Genomic DNA, 16,485 nt, shown 5'->3' on the forward strand with positions numbered 1-16,485 from the left:
AATAGAGGCTGGTCGTGATCCCTGAAATCGTCCATCAAGTATCGTTCGTGTCCGAACCATTGGCCGCGTCACCCATATCTAGTTCTCCGCCCTTGTAATTGAGAACGAGATCCGTCAGTGGATCGACACCATCGTGGCGCTTCCACAGGATGAACGTATAGCCGTAGGAATACTTCGGCTCGTCTGGGATCTCCGAATTACCGCAACTAACACATCCAGGTTTGACGTAGAACTGGATCGTGCCGTCCTCGATTTTCGGCTTCCGATAATCTGTCAGTTCGTAATGGACCAGATTCGCGCTAGCGATTACCGTGGCAAACATCTGGTCTGGATCGAATCGGTCTTGCATCTGTCTGATGCTATTCTTGGCCTCGACATGGTCCCATTTGATGTGCTCATCGAACCAGGCGGGCCGGTTCGCCAGCCAGCCGTTTGCGGCCGGCGCAGACTGAAGCGTCGGTTGTCCGTCGACGTATCGATCTTGAGAGGATGTGTCGATATTATGGACTATTCGAGCCTTCTCTCCCGTTATCACCTGCTGTACTGTAGCACAACCGGATACCGAGGCCAGTAGGCTTGCCATCGCTCCTGCGAATGTTCGTCTCGTTATCATTTGGTCATCATACACTGTTTGAGAAGGGGGCTTATGGGCTACACCGGGTCGTCGTCAACATAGCCGTCCGCATCAGCCATTTTCGATTCTTTTGCGTTCGTTTCGGCTTGCCAGAGCCCGGTAGAGTCCTCGAAAGAGACAGACACTCCGCCAGTCCCGGCGGATACGCCTGCAATGTCGACTTCATTCCACCGAGCAATGTAGTCGGCGTATATCTTTCGCTCGCTTCGATCGTTGTTTTCCGGTTTAATCCCTTTATCCATCCATGAGCCGAACCGACTGATCGTATTGTCTGAGTGAGTGGCAGCGTTGTATTTACCCATTCTGTACCCAGGGCCCGTCGCTTCGATTGCGTCAGTGTCTGTTGTATATGGTCCGTAATTTATGTCCTCCCCTGCCCATTCGTAGTCTCCAGTTTCGAACGAGATGCCGACAAAATCTCGCGGCCAATCAACGCCGAATACCCAGGGATCGTCTACAGACCATGAATAATTGATTTTATCTGGATCTCCACTCGTATAAGTTAGTTCCAACGTAGCTGAACTCTCGTCTAGGCGATTTGTACCTATTTTTCTGCTCTGTCGTTCGTCGATCGGAGGCATCTCCTCAACGACGACCGTCGGTTCGCTAACTCCGCTTTGAGACGTGGTTGGATTCGATCGTTTCGGTTTCTTCGATTGTTCGGAGACAGATATGCCGTCTACCACTTTGACACGACTATCTTGATATTTGAAATCGTATCCACGTTTTGCGATTTCAGTTCGCCAGCGGTCAACATTCCAGCCCTTTTGTTTACGCTGACGCAGCAATGACTGGTACTCCTCGGATGAGATTCTATTTCGGTTGTGGCGCCGTTGTGAAGAGCGAGCGGAGACAGCCCCGACGCCGGCAATCGAAGCGACAGCGGCCCCGGTCAATTGTATGAACGATCGTCGTCTTGCCCCTCGGCTGTTACTATCCATTCCAATCACAACAGTAGAGTACATATCATATATATATATATATATTTCGATACCCATTTATTATATACATATCTAAACTGGTTTTGAATCGGATAGTACTTCGATATTTCGGACGACAATACCGGGACCGGAGCGACCAACTAGTGTAACGGGCGTTCGAATCTCGGTCGCACACAGAACACTTCGCGTTCTGAGGGCGTGGTGAGCCGGGATACAGCTGTTACGAGCAGATGTCACTTATGGAAACCGGAATAACAGCGAGGATCACTCGTTCGAAGGGGTGGTCTTCGTCGTCCGCGTGTCCGCCGCAACCACTCGATCCGGGATCGACGGGTCCGGAACCCGACCGACGGTCAGCAACCGTTCGGTGAACGTCAGGTCCGTCCTGGCGGGGTCCGGTTTGTCCATCGTCTCGTACTCGACGGCCACGCCCTCGTCTTCGGCGGCGATCCGGACAATATTCAGCCGGAATGTCGGGTGGAACACCGGCGGGAGGATCCCGGCGATGACCTGCCGTCGGTGAAACCGCTTGAGCCACGTCCCTGTGTTGACGATCAACCGCCCGTCGTGTTCGTCGACCGCCGGCCGGTGGGTGTGCCCGTAGCAGAAGACGGCCGTCTCGGGGTGCTCCTCGAAGAGCTCCGTGGCCGCCTCACGGTAGGGTTTGCTCGGATCGACGGTGAACTCCGTCTCGACGAGGCCGAAGCGATCGATCGTTCGCTTGAAATCCTGGAGGATGAACCGAATCGGAATCCAGACCAGCACGAGGATGCCGACGATCGCCACGTTGATCGCGAGCAGCGAGAACGCGAGCGCCCCGGCGGACCCGAACCGGCCAAAGGCCCCCTCGACAGTCTCGGTCGGCATCGACCAGACGCCAACCAGGTCGAGACCGACGGCGATCGCAGCGATCGCACTCAGGTTGAACACTAACAGAAAGGGGACGATCGCGTACCGCAACAGCGGGTGCATCTCGTTGTAGAAGTACTTCGAGAGGAACCACACCGGGACCCGCTCGGTCGGCGTGACTGCCTGGATGTCCTTCAGCCAGTTGCGCCGGCCGCGAGCCGACACCTGGCCCGCACGACTGGTCACGAGCGTGTTGTAATAGTAGCCAAGCGGCTTCTCGTGGGGATTGCCGAAATCTTCGAAGCGGTTGTTCGGGTCGCGCTGGTTGCCGTGCTCGAAGTGGATCGTCCGGTCGCCGACGGGACGGGTGATCGACTGCTCCTGGACGAGATCCACGTTGTACGCGGCGAAGCGCTCGACGTACGCGTCGTAGGCGGCGAGTTCGTGGTCGTGATTGCCGGGTAGCAGCGTTATCTGAACGTTCTCCCCGGTCGCCCGGAGTTGCTCGAAGAGGGCCGGGTATCGCTCGACCAGCGCGTCGAACTTCTCGATCCCCTCCAGGGTGGTGAACTCCCAGAGGCCGAACGCGTCACCGTTGATGACGAGTTCGGCGTCCTCGTCTAACTGTTCGAGCCGCGTGAGAAACGAAAGCAGCTCATCGAGGAACTCGACGTGTTCGAGTTGCTCGTCGCCGCCGATGTGGAGGTCGCTGATGACATAGTAGACTGGTTCGTCCTCGTCGGCATGGTTCTCGACGTGGGCCTCACCCATCGTCTCTTCGTGCTCGCGCTGGGGCATAATGTCTTCGCCCGCGGTATCGGTCACGACCGATCAGGTAAGCCCCCACATCGCGGCGATGCCGACCGTCGTCACGACCGCAAGCAGCAACTGCAGCGGGCCACCGACCTTCAGGAAGTCCGAGAACCGGTAGCCGCCAGGACCATAGACCATCAGGTTGGTCTGGTAGCCGACCGGCGTCATGAACGACGTCGCCGACGCGAACATCACTGCCAGCAGGAACGCGAAGGGGTCGGCCCCCATCTGGCCCGCCGCGTTGACGGCCACTGGAATCATCAACACGATGGTCGCAACGGGCGTGATGACGTTCGCCAGCAGGCCAGTGAAGACATAAAACAGTAGCATCACCAGGATCAGCGGCAGGAACGCCTCAGTGGCGACCAGTGCGTCCGCCAGCACTTCCGCGCCGCCGGTCTCCGCCATCGCGAACCCGAGCGGGATCACGCCTGCCAGCAGGAAGACGATGTTCCAGGAGACGGCGTCGTAGGCGTCCGAGGGCGAGAGACACCCGGTGACGATCATCGCGAAGACGCCCCCGAGCGCGGCGATCACGATCGGCAGGAGATTCAGCGCCGCCGCGCCGATCACACCGGCCATGATCGCGACCGCGAGTGGCGTCTTCGCCGAAAGCGGTGCGGCTGTCTCCGGCTCCACCGCGTCGATCCGTTCGGAAGCGCTCTCCTCGGTGACGATCAGGTCCCCAGACTCCCCGAAGTACTCGATCGCCGTCGGCGATAGCCGAACCAGCAGGAGGTCTCCCGGCTCGACAGTCACGTCGTCGAGGTCCTGGCGGATGAGACTCCCACCCCGTCGGACTGCAAGAACCGTCGTTCGGTGAAACTCCTCCAAGCGTGCCTCCGCGAGCGTCTCCCCGACGTACGCCGAGTCCTCTGGCACGACTGCGGAGGCAAGCGTGTTCTCGGTCGGGCTCTCGTCGAAGGTCCCGTCGGTAACGTCCTCCCGGACGAGTCGACGCAGGTCGAAGGCGTCACGGAAGCGGGTCGTCGCCTGGCTGGGACCGTTGACCACCAGTATGTCGCCGGCAGCGAGTCGCTGGTCGGTGTCCGGGACGGCGTAGGCCTCGCCGTTTCGTCGCACCTGGAGTACGTCGACCGGGACATCCTCGCGCGCATCCACGTCGGCGGCGCGCTCGCCGACGAGCGACGAGCCCTCGGGGACACGCAACTGCGCGAGGTGATCTTCGAGGTCGAACGCCGAGACCAGATCGGCGTCGACCGGGATCCGGGCCGGGGTGAGTCGACGGCCGATCGTCAGCAAGTACACCAGCCCGACCACGAGGATGACGACGCCAAGCGGCGTGAACTCGAACATCCCGATGCCGCTTCGGCCATCGATGAGTTCCCGGGCGAAGTCGCTGGCGAGGATGTTCGTCGAGGTGCCGACGAGCGTCAGCGTCCCGCCGAGGATCGCGGCGTAGGACAGTGGCAACAGCAGCTTCGACGGCGAGACGTCGCTCCCCTCGGCGAGATCGGTGATCATCGGGATGAACACGGCGACGACCGGCGTGTTGTTGACGAACCCCGCGATCGGGCCGGTCGTGCCGACGGTCGCCAGCAACGCCCGTCCCTCGTCACCGCGGACGAACCCGGCCAGTGAGACGCCGAGGCGCTGGACGAGTCCCGTATTCTGGATCCCGGCACTCAGCATGTACATCGCGACGATGGTGATCGTCGCCGGGTTGGCGAAGCCGGCGATCGCGTCTCTCGGCGTGACGCCGATGGTCGGACCCAGTGCAGCCAGTGCGACGATGACACCGATCGCCGTCACGTCGTTCGGGATCACTTCCGAGACGAACAGAACCAGTGCAATGCCGATCAGCCCGAAGACGAGCGCCGCCTCGAAGGGGATCCCTGCGACAGCCATGCCGGAGTTAACTCGGGGTGTCTCCTTAAGCGCTGTGTGAGCCTGTCATAGAATTCTTTTCATAGCGTGAGCTCCTCTAGACTGGGATCATCTTTCCGATCGTAATCGGTGATTGCAACGACGAGTCGTGGGCACAGCGCAAGGAATATCGAACTCAAGCTGCTTGAACAGGGCACTGTCCCGGTAGCCGCCGCATTCACGAATTCTTCTGCCGAAACTACATCTTATAGGACATGATACTGCTGGACACAATTTCTAAGCTCTGCGGCTTCCCTTGGGAGACCTTCGTTGAGGTGATGACTATGCGACCATACCATTATGCAGGATCAGATGTAAATGAGGAGATAGAATGAAACGGAGAGAATTACTCGGGGCAGGCGCGTTAGCCCTTCTCGGAGGGGGTGCTGCCGCGACAGCCGCCGGCTTCGGCCCGCTGGCCACGAACGACACCGACGAACCGGTGTATTTCGACTCAGCGTTCGATCCGATCACCTACGAGCGCGAATCACTCCGCCTGCAGGCACCGACGGACGCCGTCCCCCGTGGGGAATCCATCACGTTCGAACTCCATCACACTGGCGAATCGGAGGACATCAGTTTGGGCTGTCACGTCCCGTGGGCCATCCAGCGATACGAGGACGGAACGTGGGAACACGTAGTCTGGACGGACGGGAGATGGACCCTCCTGTGCGGGACGACGATCTCGCCCGGTGAGACGCAGACCATAACAGTGCCGCTGTCAGCAACCGCGTTAGCGGGGGAGGAGCATGGTGTCACCGAAGAGGAAGCTGACGGCGTCGCATTCACACCCGGGAAGTACCGGTTCTTCGTTCTAGCCAACAACCCGCCACTAGCAGTCAATTTCCGCGTCCTGCCACGGGAATAGGCAGATCTCATCGAATCAACAACCGCCCGAACACCCAAGGGTCAAACGGCATCTCACAGCTGTGAGTGGGGTTCTATGATGTGGTGCAGTGTCGGACGCCTCTCTCGGTGACATCGAGGCGCGCGCCCGCATGGAAAGCGATAAACGCTGGCGGTGGCGAGAGGCCGGTAATGGCCCTTTCGACCTCGGACCGGGCGGTCGTCGTCGAGAAGATCGACCGTGACCCCACGACGGCGGAGGCGGCGCTGTTCGAGAACCTCTGGAGCGAGCACTGCTCGTATCGCTCCTCGCGTCCACTCCTGGGGCGCTTCGAAAGTGACGGCGAGCACGTCGTCGTCCCGCCGGGTGACGACGCCGGCGTCGTGGCGCTGCCCGAAGACGAGAACACCTACCTGGCGATGGGGATCGAGAGCCACAACCACCCCTCCTACGTCGATCCCTACGACGGCGCGGCCACCGGCGTCGGCGGCATCGTCCGTGACATCCTCTCGATGGGCGGGTTCCCGATCGCGCTGACCGACAGCCTCTACTTCGGCGACTTCGAGCGCGAACACTCCCGCTATCTGCTGGAGGGTGTCGTCGAAGGGATCTCCGACTACGGCAACTCGATCGGCGTGCCGACCGTCGCCGGCAGCGTCGCGTTCCATGAGGACTACGAAGAGAACCCGCTGGTCAACGTCGCCTGCGTGGGGATGCTCTCGGCCGACCGCCTGATCACCGCCGAGGCCCAAGAGGCGGGCAACAACCTCGTCCTCGTCGGGGCCTCGACCGGCCGGGACGGCCTGGGCGGAGCCTCCTTCGCCAGCGAGGACATCGCCGAGGACGCCGAGACTGAGGATCGCAGCGCGGTCCAGGTCGGCAACCCCTATCGGGAGAAACTCCTCATCGAGACCAACGAGGCGCTCATCGAGGAGGACCTGGTCGAGTCGGCCCGCGACCTCGGCGCGGCCGGCCTCGGCGGCGCGTCGAGCGAACTCGTCGCCAAGGGTGGGTTCGGCGCGGCCATCGATCTCGACGACGTCCCGCAACGCGAACCGAACATGAACGCCACGGAGATCCTGCTCTCGGAGTCCCAAGAGCGGATCGTTTACGAGGTCACAGACGAAAACGTCGCCCGCGTCCAGGAACTCGCCGAACGCTACGATCTGGAAGCCGCCGTCATCGGCGAGGTGACCGAAAATCCGAACTACACGTGCACGCACGGCGACGAGGTCGCGGTCGACGTGCCCGCCGAGTTCGTCGGCGAGGGCGCGCCGCTGGCCGATCTTGACACTGTCGAGCCCGAACAGTCCGAAACGGATCGCCCCGACGTCGCCCTCGAAGACGCTTTCGAGACGGTCCTGGCCAGTCCGAACACCGCGAGCAAGCGCTGGGTCTATCGCCAGTACGACCACGAGGTCCAGGTCCGCACGGCGATGCGGCCGGGCGACGACGCCGCCCTGCTCGCGATCCGTGAGGCCGAGACGGACACTGGTCTCGCCATTTCGGCTGGCGCGGATCCCAATTGGACGGACACCGCACCCTACGAGGGCGCGTTCGCGGCCGGCCTGGAGAACGCGACCAACATCGCGGCGAAGGGCGCGACACCGCTGGCGGCCGTCGATTGTCTCAACGCCGGCAACCCCGAGAAGCCCGAGGTCTACGGTGAGTTCTCCGGCATCGTTGACGGGTTGGCCGACGTCTGTAAGGACCTCTCGGTCCCGGTCGTCGGCGGGAACGTCTCGTTGTACAACGACTCTTCGACGGGACCGATCCCGCCGACGCCGACGCTGACGATGATCGGCACCAAGCCCGGCTTTTCCGCCCCGCTGCTGTCGCTGTCGGGCGAGGGGACACTCGTCCTCGTCGGCGACCTGGCAGTCGGCGGCGACGCCGAGCCCCGTCTCGGTGGGTCCGAACTGCTCGCCGAAAAGGGTGGCAGCGACCGCTTCCCGGAACTCCCCGAAGATCCGGCGGGATTCGTGGAGACGCTCGCCGACGTTGCCGACCACGAGGCGACCCTCGCCGTCCACGACGCCAGTCACGGCGGCCTCGCGGTCACGCTCGCGGAGATGATCACCGACGAGACCGGCGCGAACGTGACGATCGACGCGGCCGAACCGGTCGGCGCGCTGTGTCACGAACAGCCGGGCCGGGCCGTCATCGAGACGACTGATCCCGCGGCGATCGAGGACGCCTTCGACGGCGTGGCTTCGGTCGTCGAGATCGGTTCGGCTGACGAGTCGGGGACTCTCGATCTCACCGTCGGTGAAGAATCACTCAGCTACGACGCGTCCGGGATCGGCGATCTGCGGTCAGTTCTCGAAGACGAGTTGGACTGACGCGAGGGCCAATTAGGCCAGAAGGAGCGCGAGTCCGAACGTCGCCAGCAGGCCAACGGCGGTGATGGCGATTCCTGTGCCGACCTGTTCGATGGTGTACTCGCCCTGGGGAGCCGTGCTTCGCAGCGGCGGCTCCCGTGACGGCGGTGCGGGATCGGTTGGGTCGTATTCGGGACGGTCCTCGGTGTCGTGATCGTCGCTCATAGGTGCGTCTTTCGCCGGGTCGCACTTCGAACTGTCGATGCCAGCAGGCGACGAGTCCCACCGCGTTCGAGACGGACGACCCCGGACTGGTCGCTGGAATTTCCGGGTCTCTTTTGACGGCCCGCCTCCGAGAGACACGCACGACTGATGACGCTCACCAAACGCATCATCCCCTGCATCGACGTGGATCTCGACGAGGACGGTAACGCCGCCGTCTACACGGGCGTGAACTTCGAGGATCTCCAGTACACGGGCGATCCCGTCGAGATGGCCAAGGAGTACAACGAGGCCGGCGCGGACGAGTTCGTCTTCCTCGATATCACCGCCAGCGCCGACGGGCGGGAGACGATGCTCGACACCGTCGAGCGCGTCGCCGACGAGGTGTTCATCCCGCTGACCGTCGGCGGCGGGATCCGCACCAAAGCGGACATCAAGGAGACGCTGCGGGCCGGCGCGGACAAGGTGTCGATCAACACCGGCGCGATCGAGAACCCCGATCTCATCGAGGCGGGCGCGACCGCCTTCGGCAACCAGTGCATCGTCATCTCCGTCGACGCACGGCGGCGCTACGACGAGGCCGGCGAGTACTACGAGCAGATCGACGGCGAGTCGGTCTGGTTCGAGGCCACGGTCAAGGGCGGCCGCGAGGGCACCGGCATGGACGTCGTCGAGTGGGTCCGCGAGGCCGAGGATCGGGGCGCGGGCGAGCTGTTCGTCAACTCCATCGACGCCGATGGCACCAAGGACGGCTACGACATCCCGCTGACCCGGGCCGTGACCGAGAACGTGGACACGCCCGTCATCGCCTCTTCGGGGTGCGGTGGTCCCGAGGACATGTACGAGGTGTTCACCGAGGCAGGGGCCGACGCCGGGCTGGCGGCGTCGATCTTCCACTTCGGCGAGTACTCGATCGCCGAGACGAAGGAGTACCTCGACGAACGTGGCGTTCCAGTCAGGCTGTAATCGACGCTAGTCACGTCGCCGATTCTCGGATGTATCCCGTCGCGCGACGCGTTCGGCCTCGTCACGACTCATTTCCTGCCGGCTGTCGTGCTCGGATCGGACGAGCGCATACAGGCCCACGGTGAAGGCGAGGCCAATGATCACGACGATGAGGAGTGCCCCGCCGGCCCCGCCGGCCGTCATCCGAGGAAGACGTCGACGAAGTCGCTGGCACCGCTGGTCGTATCGCGATAGAGTTCCGAGTACCCACAGTTGGTGCACGATACCACGGTGAAGCTATTCGTCTGGATGTCGAACATCTTGCTCAGACCGCCGCCGGTCGTGGAAATCTCACCGACGTCGGTTTCCTCGTGGCCACACTTCGGGCAGCCGCGGTCGGAATGGCTATCGGGGACCATATGCTGCGCTCGAACCTGCCAATCCGTAGGTCTTTTGTTCCCGTTCCGCTCGACCGGAACCTGGACCGGCCGTCACGAGTCTCCAGAAACAGCGAGTATTCAGGCGGCTGCGTCGTCGTAGGCAGCCTCGAACGAATCGGCCTTTTCGATGACGTGCTGTGCGCCCGCTTCGAGGGCGTCGAGCGCGTCGGTCCCGCTCTCCGTTTTGATCGTGAGGATCGGGTCGGTCTGGCCGCCCGACTGCTCGGGGTTCATGTCGTAGGTCGCGGCGTCGACGCCGTCGGTCTCCAAGAGTGCGCCCTTGAGGACGTTCATGAACGTGTGATCCTCGCCGGAGATCTCGATAGACAGCGACGTCTCGTCCTTTTCGATGACCTGTAGTTCCATGGTGAATTGTTCGGCTTCGGGCGCATGAACGTTACGTTCCGAGCGGCGAGTTGCCGCGCCAGCACGTCGGACTCGGGATGTGTCGAGTGCCGACAGCTGAGAGTAATAAGGGTTAAACGTCCCGGTCGGGAACCAGACGGTATGAGCGAGAGTCAACAAAAACGGACGCAGAAGTGTATCTCCTGCGGTGTCAACATCACCGGCACGAACGCCGCAGCCTTCAAATGCCCCGACTGTGGCCACCAGATCTACCGGTGTCCGACCTGCCGCAAGCAGAGCAACCTCTATGAGTGTCCCGACTGTGGCTTTACGGGACCCTGAGTACTGGAGCCTCGGATCGTAACGACAAGCACATAATCCACTATCGTCATCCACACACATGGGAAAAGTAGCAGCCAACATCAAGGTCATGCCGGAGAGTCCTGAGGTCGATCTCGACGATCTCCAGGACCGACTCGAACAGTCCCTCCCCGAGGGCGCAAAGATCAACAGTGTCGAACGCGACGACGTGGCCTTTGGCCTGGTCGCACTCCTGCCGACGGTGATCGTCCCCGACGACGCGGGCGGGACCGAGGCCGTCGAGGACGCGTTCACGGATGTCCAAGACGTCGAGAGCGTCTCCGTCGAAGAAGTCGGCCGTCTGTGATCGTCGCGCCGTTGGGCTGATTTTCCGCAAGTCAGGTACGACCCTGGCAAGCGCGGAACGCACGTTTTATATGGCCCACCGGATTAGCGCACACCAAGAATGCCTAGTTCCAACGGCCCCCTCGAAGGCACGCGTAACAAGCTCAAAAACGACCCGCGCGACCGTGGCACCTCCCCGCCCCAGCGCGCGATTCAGGAGTTCGACATCGGGACGACAGTCCATCTCGACATCGACCCCAGCGTTGCCGACGGCCGGTTCCACCCCCGATTCTCCGGTCACACCGGCGAAGTGATCGGAGAACAGGGGTCGGCCTACAAGGTCCAGATCAACGACGGCGGCAAGGACAAGACGATCATCGTCAAGGCGGCCCACCTGCGCGAACAGACCGGGGAGTAGCGGCTATGACCATCTTCAAGGAAAAACTCGAAGAGGAGTACCTCACCTTCGCGGAAGCGAAGGGGCTGCTCGCCGACATCGAGCGCGAGCGGGCCGCCGACGAGGACCGGGAGATGCCCTACGAACTCACCCGGGCCATCGAACACGCCAACCGCTTTGCGACGCTGGACATCGAGGAGTCGGCGGAGTTCGTCGAGGAACTCCTCGAACTCGAGAAGGTCGACGAGCCGACTGCGTACAAGATCGCCAATCTGGCCCCGGAAGATCGGGACGAACTCCGTTCGATCTACGCCCAGGAACGCTACACGCTATCGGGCGATGAACTCGACGACATTCTCGATGTCGTCGCGAAGTACGTCTGACCCTTGCGACCCGTCGCCGCCCCGCGTGATTTTAAGTAGCCGGTTACCGTACCCGAATGACATGAGCAGTGATGAGTCCCATTCAGACGTGGCGACAGCTGTCGTTCTCGATCATCTCCCCCGTGGCCGGTCGGACGACGATCGCCCACAGTACGAGAAAGAGCCGTTGGCCTACGCCGTGACGACTGCGGACTTTCAGCTCCTCGAGATGACGCTGTCGGACGAAGCCGACATCTCCTTTGGCGACCTGATCGATCTCGACGGCGAGGTGATCGAGACGACGCGCACCGTCGAGTATGGCGATCTCTCGAGCGGTGCGCAGTCCGAACTCGACTACGCGATCGAGGACATCGTCGAGGACAACGAACGGCGCTTCGTGGATTTCTTCAACGACGCCCAGCCGATCACGACCCGACTACACTCTCTCAATCTCCTGCCAGGGATCGGAAAGAAACTCCGCAACGGGATTCTCGACGAGCGAAAGCGCAAGCCCTTCGAGAGCTTCGAGGAACTCACCGAACGGGTCGACGGGCTTCACAATCCGAAGGAAGTCCTCGTCGATCGAATCCTCGAAGAGATCCGCGAGGAGGATCTCAAATACCGGACGTTCGCCCGTAATGACGACTGATGACCGGAGAAGACAGTGCGAACGGTTCAAACGCGGGGAGTCGTGATCCGGATGCCCTCCTGGCCCGCGCTGGCGCGAGAGGCGATCCCGACCAGGATCAGCATTTCCTCGTCGACGACCGCGTCCTCGATCGGATCCCGACGTATGCGACCGAGGCAGGGATCGATCTCGGTCACGTTCTGGAGATCGGGGCGGGCAACGGCGCGCTCACCGATCGGCTGCTCGCGGTCGCCGACCGGGTGACTGCTGTCGAGCGTGATCCCGACCTGGCCGCGTTTCTCCGAACAGAGTTCGCGGATGCGATCGAGGCGGGACGACTCACGGTGATCGAAGGCGACGCCCTCGAGGTGGATCTGCCTGACTACACCGCTTCGATCTCGAACCTGCCGTATGGCGCATCGAGCGAGATCCTCTTCCGGTTGCTCCCCGCGGGGAAGCCACTGATCGCGATGGTCCAGCGGGAGTTCGCCGACCGGATGGCCGCCGATCCGGGGAGCGACGAGTACGGCCGGCTATCGGTGACGGCAGGCCACTACGCCGACGTCGAGGTCGTCGAACCCGTCCCGCCCGAAGCCTTCTCGCCGCCGCCGGCCGTCGAGAGTGCCCTGGTCCGGGGGCTGCCCCGGGAACCCGACTACACTGTGCCCGAGGACGACTTCTTCCTGGGATTCGTCAAAGCCGTCTTCACTCAGCGACGCAAGACCGTCCGGAACGGCATCCGGAACACGGCTCACATTTCGGGACTCGACGATCCGGACGCCGTCGTCGATGCGGCCGACGAAGAGCTGCTTCGCAAGCGCGCAGGCGATCTCTCGCCCACCGACTTCGCCGAACTGGCGAGTCTCGCTCACGAAGTCGGCCTCGATAGCGATGACTGACGCCGAGGAGCCGGCTGACGCCGAAGCGACCGATCGACCGTCCCTGGCCGAGCAGCGCGGGGTCGACGCTGTGTACGGCGCGAGTGAAGACTCCCATCTGCTCGCGGAGGCTGCCGTCGAGGGGGTCACCGAAGGTGAGCGAGCGATCGACGTCGGAACTGGCTCGGGATACGTCGCGAGCGCGCTCGCCGAGGCAGGGGCCGACGTGCTCGGGACGGACCTGAATCCGGCGGCCTGTCGGCAGGCCCGCGAGGCCGGGATTCCGGTCGTTCGTGCTGACTTGCTCGATCCGATCAGCGCCGACGCGGTTGATGTGGTGACGTTCAACCCGCCGTATCTCCCGGCCGATCCGGACACGGAGTGGGGTGACTGGATGCAGGCGGCCCTCTCCGGGGGCGAGGACGGCCGGGCCGTGGTCGATCCGTTCCTCGAAGACGCGGGTCGGGTGCTCCGGGACGGTGGACGGGCGTTCCTGCTGGTCAGCAGTCTGACCGGGATCGACGAGGTGCGTGACTTCGCCGCCGAACGGGGCCTCGAATCGTCGATCGTCGCCGAGGAATCGTTCCCCTTCGAGCGACTAGTCGTTTTGCGGTTGGTACCGTCGTAGCTCCGGGTGGTTCGGTCGGTTTTCGACACCCAGAGGGCCTTCGCGTGAGACACAGATTCGCAAGATGGAGCCAGTAAATCACTCCGGTGACTGATTGTACGGTATCGTGGGGACGCTTTATGTCTGAATGACTTGTTCCGCTTATGGGAAATACGAATCGTCGATGCCGTCCGGAACAGCGGGACAATTCGGCACGGAGAACAGTCGACCTATATATCGAATAGGATGAGAACGCCGAAGAGCGAGACGGCTATTCCGGAAATCCGGAGGAGGGATACTTTCCAGTCAGCAGGTTCAATGTCGGACCACGAGCGCTTACTTCCGATCGCATCGATCTGTTCTTCGAACCGTGCGACTTCGTATGGCCAAACAGCACTGACGAGGCCGATCGTAATCACGACGGTGCCCAATACGGGATTGCTCACACCCTGATTTTCAACCGGTCTGATATATGTGTTGTGCTGATGTATGCATCCCGTACTGGGACGGGACGACAGAATAACGGTTGAACGTATGGCGAGGTGTGGAGTCCAGACACCCTCAACCATCCTGCAGCTCGAACTCGATCCGCTCGACCTCGGCACCCTTCGAAAGCCGGTTCGTGATCTCGATCGGGCCGATCTCGCCCGTCCGGTCGACGTGGGTTCCGCCGCAAGGGCACATGTCGAAGTCATCGATCTCGACGACCCGCAATTCCTCGACGTGATCTGGAAGGAGTGAAAGGTTCGACCGTCCCTCGGCGACGGTCTCCTCGACGGTCTCCCGTGGTCGCTCGTCCTTCGTGACCGGCAGATCGCGCTCGATCACCTTGTTGGTTCGCTCTTCGATCAGTTCCAGATCCGCGTCGTCGAAGTCGGCAGGCTCGAAGTCGATCCGGGAGCAGTCAGCGTGGATCTGGTTGCCCGCCGTGGTGGCGTCGTATTCCTCCAAGACGACTCGCGAGAGAATGTGCTGGGCGGTGTGCATTCGGCGGTGGGCCTCGCGGCGGTTCTCGTCGACTTGTCCGGTGGCGATTTCGCCTTCCGCCGGCAACTCGCCCTCTATGTCGTCGATCTCGTGGTGAATGTCGCCGTGGTCCTTTCGGACGTCGACGACCGCCGCAGCGCCCCCGTCCCACTCGATCGTCCCACGATCGGCCGGCTGACCCCCACCCTCCGGGTAGAAGTAGGTTCCATCGAGAACGAACGACTCCTCGGTCGCTTCGACGACCGTCGCCTCGAAGTCGGTCACGTCGTCGGCGTCCGGCAGGTACAGCAGTTCGGTCATATGGGCTGGTTCACGATCCAGCCCCACAAATGTTCCCGAGATTTCGACGGCCATCTGCCTGACGAGACGCATTCTCACGTTCCGGGAGTGCGCCATGGGACATGAATAGGATGGCGTGCAATCACCGCCAACGATGGGCTTGCGAGACTTTCTGCGGGAGGAAGCACAGACGACGCTCACCGATCCAGTCGATCCCCGATTCGAGCTCCCGGCACTGGCCGTCCAGGACGAATCCCAACCGACCGTCTTCGAGGATGTCGAGGGGCATCCTGACGTTCGCGCGGTGGTCAACACGCTCGGCTCGCGGGAGATGATCGGGCGGGCGCTCGGCGTCGAGGCCGCCTCGATCGTCGATGCGATGGGGTCGGCGATGAACGAGCCGCTGCCCGTCGAAGAGACGGCTGACCCGTCCTTCGAGCACGTCGCGAGCGAGCCGACCATCGACGAGCACGTCCCGATCCCGATCTTCTATGACGAGCACGAACGCCAGTACTTCGCGTCCTCGGTCGTGATCGCCGAGGATCCAGAAACTGGCGTCACCAACTGCTCGTTCCACCGGATGATGTTCGACGAGGGCAATCGACTCGTGATGCGGCTGGTCGAACGCCACCTCCACGATATGTATTCCCGGACGGAAAGTGGGCTGGACGTGGCGATCGTGATGGGCGTCCATCCGGCAGTTGAACTTGCTGCCGCAACCTCGTTTGCGCCGGAGAAGAGCGAACTCGCACTCGCCAATCGCTTGCTCGATGGCGAGCTTGCGACCGCCGACGCCGACGGGATCCAGGTTCCGGCCGACGCGGAGATCGTCATGCGGGCGACGATTACCGACGAACGCGCCGAGGAAGGGCCGTTCGTCGATCTCTCGCGGACGTGGGATCGGACGCGCCAGCAACCCGTCGTCGAGGTCGATGACCTCTACATGCGACCCGATCCCTACGCGCGGATCATCGTCCCCGGTCGCACCGAACACGCCCACCTCATGGGCATCCCCCAGGAGCCCCGGATCTACCGGATCGTCGAGAACACCGTCCCGACGGTCGAAAACGTCGTGTTGACGCCGGGCGGGTGCTCGTGGCTCCACGGCGTCGTCCAGCTCGAGAAACGCTCGGAGGGCGATCCCAAGAACGCCGGGATGGCCGCGCTGGCGGGCCATCCTTCGATGAAGAAAGTCACCGTCGTCGACAGCGACATCGACCCCGCCGATCCCATCGCAGTCGAGTGGGCGACCGCGACGCGGATGCAACCCGACGAGGACATCACCGTCATCGAGAACGCCAAGGGCTCGTCGCTGGACCCCTCCCAGGACTACGGCCGCGGGACGCTCGCGAAGTGGATCGTCGACGCGACCGTGCCGGGCGACCGGGACTGGGCTGACTTCGCGGAAGTGACCGTTCCCGGTGCCGACGAGATAGATCTCGCGGACTATCAGTGACC

General features: G+C 62.4%; 21 protein-coding genes. 11 read left to right on the top strand and 10 right to left on the bottom strand.

The window, feature by feature from the left end; translation table 11 throughout:
• Positions 1–34: 34 nt before the first annotated feature.
• From SVXhr_RS09845 to SVXhr_RS09860, 4 genes are all read right to left on the bottom strand, one after another.
• A complete protein-coding gene (locus tag SVXhr_RS09845) occupies positions 35–583 on the bottom strand; it encodes a hypothetical protein (RefSeq protein ID WP_275737034.1) in 549 nt (182 codons plus the stop codon).
• Between the two features lie 68 nt (positions 584–651).
• A complete protein-coding gene (locus tag SVXhr_RS09850; protein WP_275737035.1) occupies positions 652–1,320 on the bottom strand; it encodes a hypothetical protein in 669 nt (222 codons plus the stop codon).
• A 519-nt stretch (positions 1,321–1,839) separates the two neighbouring features.
• Positions 1,840–3,195 carry a metallophosphoesterase family protein gene (locus tag SVXhr_RS09855; RefSeq protein ID WP_275740924.1) on the bottom strand — a complete coding sequence of 452 codons (1,356 nt, stop codon included), beginning with the start codon at positions 3,193–3,195 and terminating at the stop codon, positions 1,840–1,842.
• Positions 3,196–3,255: 60 nt separating this feature from the next.
• Complete coding sequence (locus SVXhr_RS09860; RefSeq protein ID WP_275737036.1) at positions 3,256–5,106, bottom strand: SLC13 family permease; 1,851 nt, start codon at positions 5,104–5,106, stop codon at positions 3,256–3,258.
• 349 nt (positions 5,107–5,455) lie between these two features.
• Here SVXhr_RS09860 and SVXhr_RS09865 point away from each other — a divergent pair, with 349 nt between their 5' ends.
• Together SVXhr_RS09865 and purL are read left to right on the top strand one after the other, a co-directional pair.
• Positions 5,456–5,992, top strand: coding sequence for a hypothetical protein (locus tag SVXhr_RS09865; RefSeq protein WP_015788402.1), 537 nt, complete (start codon positions 5,456–5,458; stop codon positions 5,990–5,992).
• A 170-nt stretch (positions 5,993–6,162) separates the two neighbouring features.
• Positions 6,163–8,313, top strand: a complete 2,151-nt coding sequence (gene purL / locus SVXhr_RS09870; protein WP_275737037.1) for a phosphoribosylformylglycinamidine synthase subunit PurL — start codon at positions 6,163–6,165, stop codon at positions 8,311–8,313.
• A gap of 12 nt (positions 8,314–8,325) precedes the next feature.
• Here the strand turns inward: purL and SVXhr_RS09875 are convergent, their stop codons facing one another.
• Entirely contained in the window at positions 8,326–8,517 is a 192-nt protein-coding gene (locus tag SVXhr_RS09875) for a hypothetical protein (protein ID WP_275737038.1), read from the bottom strand.
• Between the two features lie 147 nt (positions 8,518–8,664).
• On the opposite strand from SVXhr_RS09875, the gene hisF reads away from it, so the two are divergent.
• Positions 8,665–9,480, top strand: a complete 816-nt coding sequence (gene hisF / locus SVXhr_RS09880) for an imidazole glycerol phosphate synthase subunit HisF (RefSeq protein ID WP_275737039.1) — start codon at positions 8,665–8,667, stop codon at positions 9,478–9,480.
• 6 nt (positions 9,481–9,486) lie between these two features.
• Here the strand turns inward: hisF and SVXhr_RS09885 are convergent, their stop codons facing one another.
• The 3 genes from SVXhr_RS09885 to SVXhr_RS09895 form a co-directional block, all read right to left on the bottom strand.
• A complete protein-coding gene (locus SVXhr_RS09885; protein WP_275737040.1) occupies positions 9,487–9,663 on the bottom strand; it encodes a hypothetical protein in 177 nt (58 codons plus the stop codon).
• On the bottom strand, positions 9,660–9,878 hold the full coding sequence (locus SVXhr_RS09890; RefSeq protein WP_015788396.1) for a zinc ribbon domain-containing protein: 219 nt from the start codon (positions 9,876–9,878) through the stop codon (positions 9,660–9,662). Before SVXhr_RS09890 ends, SVXhr_RS09885 begins: the two co-directional genes overlap by 4 nt.
• Positions 9,879–9,977: 99 nt before the next feature.
• A complete protein-coding gene (locus tag SVXhr_RS09895) occupies positions 9,978–10,265 on the bottom strand; it encodes a DNA-directed RNA polymerase subunit L (RefSeq protein ID WP_275737041.1) in 288 nt (95 codons plus the stop codon).
• Positions 10,266–10,406: 141 nt separating this feature from the next.
• Between SVXhr_RS09895 and SVXhr_RS09900 the strand changes: the two genes are divergently transcribed.
• From SVXhr_RS09900 to SVXhr_RS09930, 7 genes are all read left to right on the top strand, one after another.
• Positions 10,407–10,586: an HVO_2753 family zinc finger protein gene (locus SVXhr_RS09900; protein WP_275737042.1), complete on the top strand. Its 180-nt coding sequence runs from the start codon at positions 10,407–10,409 to the stop codon at positions 10,584–10,586.
• 58 nt (positions 10,587–10,644) lie between these two features.
• On the top strand, positions 10,645–10,911 hold the full coding sequence (locus SVXhr_RS09905; protein WP_275737043.1) for an elongation factor 1-beta: 267 nt from the start codon (positions 10,645–10,647) through the stop codon (positions 10,909–10,911).
• A 99-nt stretch (positions 10,912–11,010) separates the two neighbouring features.
• Complete coding sequence (locus SVXhr_RS09910; RefSeq protein ID WP_275737044.1) at positions 11,011–11,307, top strand: 50S ribosomal protein L21e; 297 nt, start codon at positions 11,011–11,013, stop codon at positions 11,305–11,307.
• 5 nt (positions 11,308–11,312) lie between these two features.
• Positions 11,313–11,669, top strand: a complete 357-nt coding sequence (locus SVXhr_RS09915; RefSeq protein WP_275737045.1) for an RNA polymerase Rpb4 family protein — start codon at positions 11,313–11,315, stop codon at positions 11,667–11,669.
• A gap of 61 nt (positions 11,670–11,730) precedes the next feature.
• Positions 11,731–12,297: a DUF655 domain-containing protein gene (locus tag SVXhr_RS09920; protein WP_275737046.1), complete on the top strand. Its 567-nt coding sequence runs from the start codon at positions 11,731–11,733 to the stop codon at positions 12,295–12,297.
• The gene (locus SVXhr_RS09925; RefSeq protein ID WP_275737047.1) at positions 12,297–13,175 is read left to right on the top strand and encodes a 16S ribosomal RNA methyltransferase A; all 879 of its coding nucleotides are present in this window, start codon (positions 12,297–12,299) and stop codon (positions 13,173–13,175) included. Before SVXhr_RS09920 ends, SVXhr_RS09925 begins: the two co-directional genes overlap by 1 nt.
• On the top strand, positions 13,168–13,782 hold the full coding sequence (locus SVXhr_RS09930; protein ID WP_275737048.1) for a HemK2/MTQ2 family protein methyltransferase: 615 nt from the start codon (positions 13,168–13,170) through the stop codon (positions 13,780–13,782). The genes SVXhr_RS09925 and SVXhr_RS09930 overlap by 8 nt, the downstream gene beginning before the upstream one ends.
• A gap of 209 nt (positions 13,783–13,991) precedes the next feature.
• Here SVXhr_RS09930 and SVXhr_RS09935 read toward each other — a convergent pair whose 3' ends face one another.
• Positions 13,992–14,207, bottom strand: a complete 216-nt coding sequence (locus tag SVXhr_RS09935; RefSeq protein ID WP_275737049.1) for a hypothetical protein — start codon at positions 14,205–14,207, stop codon at positions 13,992–13,994.
• A 115-nt stretch (positions 14,208–14,322) separates the two neighbouring features.
• Positions 14,323–15,048: an alanyl-tRNA editing protein gene (locus tag SVXhr_RS09940; protein ID WP_275737050.1), complete on the bottom strand. Its 726-nt coding sequence runs from the start codon at positions 15,046–15,048 to the stop codon at positions 14,323–14,325.
• A 115-nt stretch (positions 15,049–15,163) separates the two neighbouring features.
• Between SVXhr_RS09940 and SVXhr_RS09945 the strand changes: the two genes are divergently transcribed.
• The gene (locus SVXhr_RS09945; RefSeq protein WP_275737051.1) at positions 15,164–16,483 is read left to right on the top strand and encodes a UbiD family decarboxylase; all 1,320 of its coding nucleotides are present in this window, start codon (positions 15,164–15,166) and stop codon (positions 16,481–16,483) included.
• Positions 16,484–16,485: the final 2 nt, after the last annotated feature.

The sequence above is a fragment of the Halorhabdus sp. SVX81 genome (assembly GCF_029207715.1).
In the GTDB taxonomy this organism is placed as follows: domain Archaea; phylum Halobacteriota; class Halobacteria; order Halobacteriales; family Haloarculaceae; genus Halorhabdus.

Excerpts from the sequence above, each read along its gene's own strand:
- SVXhr_RS09875 (WP_275737038.1), bottom strand. The coding sequence starts at position 8,517 with ATGAGCGACGATCACGACACCGAGGACCGTCCCGAATACGACCCAACC.
- SVXhr_RS09855 (WP_275740924.1), bottom strand. The coding sequence starts at position 3,195 with ATGGGTGAGGCCCACGTCGAGAACCATGCCGACGAGGACGAACCAGTC.
- purL (WP_275737037.1), top strand. The coding sequence starts at position 6,163 with ATGGCCCTTTCGACCTCGGACCGGGCGGTCGTCGTCGAGAAGATCGAC.
- SVXhr_RS09900 (WP_275737042.1), top strand. The coding sequence starts at position 10,407 with ATGAGCGAGAGTCAACAAAAACGGACGCAGAAGTGTATCTCCTGCGGT.
- SVXhr_RS09940 (WP_275737050.1), bottom strand. The coding sequence starts at position 15,048 with ATGACCGAACTGCTGTACCTGCCGGACGCCGACGACGTGACCGACTTC.
- SVXhr_RS09910 (WP_275737044.1), top strand. The coding sequence starts at position 11,011 with ATGCCTAGTTCCAACGGCCCCCTCGAAGGCACGCGTAACAAGCTCAAA.
- SVXhr_RS09860 (WP_275737036.1), bottom strand. The coding sequence starts at position 5,106 with ATGGCTGTCGCAGGGATCCCCTTCGAGGCGGCGCTCGTCTTCGGGCTG.
- SVXhr_RS09925 (WP_275737047.1), top strand. The coding sequence starts at position 12,297 with ATGACCGGAGAAGACAGTGCGAACGGTTCAAACGCGGGGAGTCGTGAT.
- SVXhr_RS09920 (WP_275737046.1), top strand. The coding sequence starts at position 11,731 with ATGAGCAGTGATGAGTCCCATTCAGACGTGGCGACAGCTGTCGTTCTC.
- SVXhr_RS09905 (WP_275737043.1), top strand. The coding sequence starts at position 10,645 with ATGGGAAAAGTAGCAGCCAACATCAAGGTCATGCCGGAGAGTCCTGAG.
- SVXhr_RS09895 (WP_275737041.1), bottom strand. The coding sequence starts at position 10,265 with ATGGAACTACAGGTCATCGAAAAGGACGAGACGTCGCTGTCTATCGAG.
- SVXhr_RS09930 (WP_275737048.1), top strand. The coding sequence starts at position 13,168 with ATGACTGACGCCGAGGAGCCGGCTGACGCCGAAGCGACCGATCGACCG.
- hisF (WP_275737039.1), top strand. The coding sequence starts at position 8,665 with ATGACGCTCACCAAACGCATCATCCCCTGCATCGACGTGGATCTCGAC.
- SVXhr_RS09885 (WP_275737040.1), bottom strand. The coding sequence starts at position 9,663 with ATGACGGCCGGCGGGGCCGGCGGGGCACTCCTCATCGTCGTGATCATT.
- SVXhr_RS09915 (WP_275737045.1), top strand. The coding sequence starts at position 11,313 with ATGACCATCTTCAAGGAAAAACTCGAAGAGGAGTACCTCACCTTCGCG.
- SVXhr_RS09845 (WP_275737034.1), bottom strand. The coding sequence starts at position 583 with ATGGCAAGCCTACTGGCCTCGGTATCCGGTTGTGCTACAGTACAGCAG.
- SVXhr_RS09890 (WP_015788396.1), bottom strand. The coding sequence starts at position 9,878 with ATGGTCCCCGATAGCCATTCCGACCGCGGCTGCCCGAAGTGTGGCCAC.
- SVXhr_RS09865 (WP_015788402.1), top strand. The coding sequence starts at position 5,456 with ATGAAACGGAGAGAATTACTCGGGGCAGGCGCGTTAGCCCTTCTCGGA.